This is a genomic window from Anaplasma bovis (assembly GCF_036903315.1).
Classification (GTDB): domain Bacteria; phylum Pseudomonadota; class Alphaproteobacteria; order Rickettsiales; family Anaplasmataceae; genus Anaplasma; species Anaplasma bovis.
Window position 1 is genome coordinate 1 of record NZ_JAWLNY010000085.1, and the last position, 2,592, is coordinate 2,592.

The window sequence follows — 2,592 nt, forward strand, 5'->3', positions numbered from 1 at the left end:
TGCCTAGAACATAGTCCATACGGCTACCTGTGAAAACTCGTGCCAAACAAGTTTTAAAGATGTAGCGCATGCAAAGGTAGTATCTGCGGAGATTCCAGAACATAGATCATACGGCTATCTTAAAACTGACGAGTTTTAAGATGGAGTACTGCGTGTCTGGTGGGGATTCCTGAACATCCCCCATATATGACTGTTTACGAAATATGCGCCTAAAGGGTTTCAAGACGCAGCGCATGCACAAAGGTCATTAGAACATAGATCATATGGTCATCTGCGAAACTCGTGCCAAACAAGTTTTTAAGATGTAGCGCATGCAAAGGTCGTATCTGCGGAGATTCCCAATTTTGAGAACATAACTTCATCATCTTCGGGTCTAGAGTTTGGTGTAGTCAGAAGTTTCTCTCCATAAAATATGGAATTTGCTCCTGCAAACATACACAGAGCCTGCATCTCTTCAGACATATTACTTCTTCCAGCAGCAAGGCGTACATATGACTTGGGCATCATAATTCTTGCTACAGCTATTGTTCGCACAAAATCTATGCCACTTATTTTCTGCATACCCTCCAGCGGAGTACCACTTATGGGTACTAACATGTTTATAGGAACAGACAAAGGGTGCTTCTTCATAGTGGCCAAAGTGACTAACATTTGGGCCCTGTCATGAGTGTCCTCACCCATACCTATAATCCCGCCACAGCACACATTTATTCCTGCTTCTTGAACATTTGCAATTGTTTCCAATCTCTCTTCATACGTGCGCGTGGTAACTATTTTAGGATAAAACTCTTGTGAGGTGTCGATATTATGGTTGTAGAAATCTAGTCCCGATTCCTTAAGCTTTTTCGCCTGATCTAAACTCAATAAGCCAAGAGAGGCGCAGCTTTCCAAACCTTCTTGTTTTATCACCTCAATGAACTTGCAAATTTTTTCAACGTCCCTGTCATGCAAACCCCTCCATGCTGCTGCAAAACAAAACCTAGTTACGCCAAGTTCTTTGGCAACCTTAACAGATGCTTGAATTTCTTCTACAGCGGAAAGAGGCTCCTTCTTGAGTTTGGTTGTCTTCATGTAATGAGCACTTTGAGAGCAGTAGCGACAATTCTCTGGGCATCCACCGGTTTTTACGTTGGCAAGCATGGAAACTTGCACTTCATTGTGATTGAAATGCTCACGATGTACAGAATGGGCCCTGAACAGCAGATCATTCAGCGGAGCCTGAAAAAGATCCATAGCCTCATCTATGGTCCAATCGTTCTTAACCATGTTTAGTATCTTTTTTTGCTCTAGTGGTCTTAGACTGGGAACGTGCCAAGCATTCGCGTAGCGCATCAAATTCTTCCCTACTAACAAAACCCATGTCACTAAACCAGGACTCTACGCGACGCTTGAAGACCTGCTTACCCGACGCAAGAACAGATGAAGCAGTGCTCAATGCAGATATGCTGAGTCTTGCACAGTCTCTCAACAAGGAAGAAAACATACTCCCCGTGTCTCGTTTAATACAACCACGAAACTCTAGCTGTATAACATCCAACTGTCAACGGTAAACAAAGGACGTCCTAACACATTCCTGATATGCAGGTCCAGTGCTCCGTTTCGTCAGCTGCAAACACAAGGACAGAGGCGCCCTTGCACATGTACATCACTACTGCTATGTGCGCCAAGAAGCACTTGGTATACCGCACAGCAATATGCAGAATTTAATACACCTTTCCGCCAACCACGCCTACTATGTAATCCACGGTGTCCCCCGTGCCTAACGGCAATAAACACTGCCTTACCTTAACATCGCGTCCCTCTGCAGTGGCTTCTTCCAGCTCTTCTATGAGAGGACGCTTATTTTCCACTATGGATTCCAGATAATCAAACAGGGTTTCCACAATCTGAGGGAAGAATACCACAATATCAGCCTTTCCAGAGTAGTATCGCAGATCAGAGAAGTATAGCTTGACCGCTTCTGACCCCGCATAGACACACTCGTAATTTCTCATATCTTCTTCACAATGTATCACCTTGAGCATCAGACAATACGGCCAGATAGTAGTTATCTCCTCAGGGTCTAATTCCTTCTCAGTTGGGAATTGCCTGCTTCCACGCAGCTCATCCCAATAAGAACAGAGTATGTTTATTGCTCTTCTTTCTGAAATACATTCTGACATCCGTTACTGTTCCTGTATACCGTGGTAATTTCAGGAATCTATATGAGAAATATTTATTTTTTGTTTATTAACTGCGATTGTCGCTTGCTATGACCCATGGTACCTTCAAATTGTGAGTGTCACCATAAGCTAACCAAGGTGTTGCTCCAACACCCCCAGCCACTGATAACGCCAGGCGTGAATTAATCGGCCTTGCAAGCCTCGATGTACTTAACAGGGTCTACGAGTTTGCCATTTTTGCGAATTGAAAAGCAGAAAAAGTTCGTGTTTTTTCTGTTCTTGTCTTCCTGAGAATCTTCCTCAAAAATTCTTGCAAGTAAGTCACCGCTCTTTACGGTGTCACCAATTTTCACATTTATATCACCGAGACGATAATACGTAGTTACAGTGTACTTGTTGTGTTCAACTATGACTAAATTGCCATAAGACT

Annotated in this window: 4 protein-coding genes; all 4 read right to left on the reverse strand. The window is 43.4% G+C overall.

What is annotated here, in order from left to right:
- Positions 1-297: 297 nt before the first annotated feature.
- A complete protein-coding gene (gene bioB, locus R4I06_RS04625) occupies positions 298-1,266 on the reverse strand; it encodes a biotin synthase BioB (protein WP_334414417.1) in 969 nt (322 codons plus the stop codon).
- On the reverse strand, positions 1,259-1,483 hold the full coding sequence (locus tag R4I06_RS04630) for an accessory factor UbiK family protein (protein ID WP_334414418.1): 225 nt from the start codon (positions 1,481-1,483) through the stop codon (positions 1,259-1,261). The genes bioB and R4I06_RS04630 overlap by 8 nt, the downstream gene beginning before the upstream one ends.
- Before the next feature lie 220 nt (positions 1,484-1,703).
- On the reverse strand, positions 1,704-2,162 hold the full coding sequence (locus tag R4I06_RS04635; protein WP_334414419.1) for a PAS domain-containing protein: 459 nt from the start codon (positions 2,160-2,162) through the stop codon (positions 1,704-1,706).
- A 182-nt stretch (positions 2,163-2,344) separates the two neighbouring features.
- Positions 2,345-2,592, reverse strand: a 248-nt coding sequence (locus R4I06_RS04640) for a M23 family metallopeptidase (RefSeq protein ID WP_334414420.1), incomplete at its 5' end; no start/stop codon positions are given.

Coding starts and splice junctions, on each gene's coding strand:
- bioB (WP_334414417.1), bottom strand. CDS start 1,266: ATGGTTAAGAACGATTGGACCATAGATGAGGCTATGGATCTTTTTCAG.
- R4I06_RS04635 (WP_334414419.1), bottom strand. CDS start 2,162: ATGTCAGAATGTATTTCAGAAAGAAGAGCAATAAACATACTCTGTTCT.
- R4I06_RS04630 (WP_334414418.1), bottom strand. CDS start 1,483: ATGTTTTCTTCCTTGTTGAGAGACTGTGCAAGACTCAGCATATCTGCA.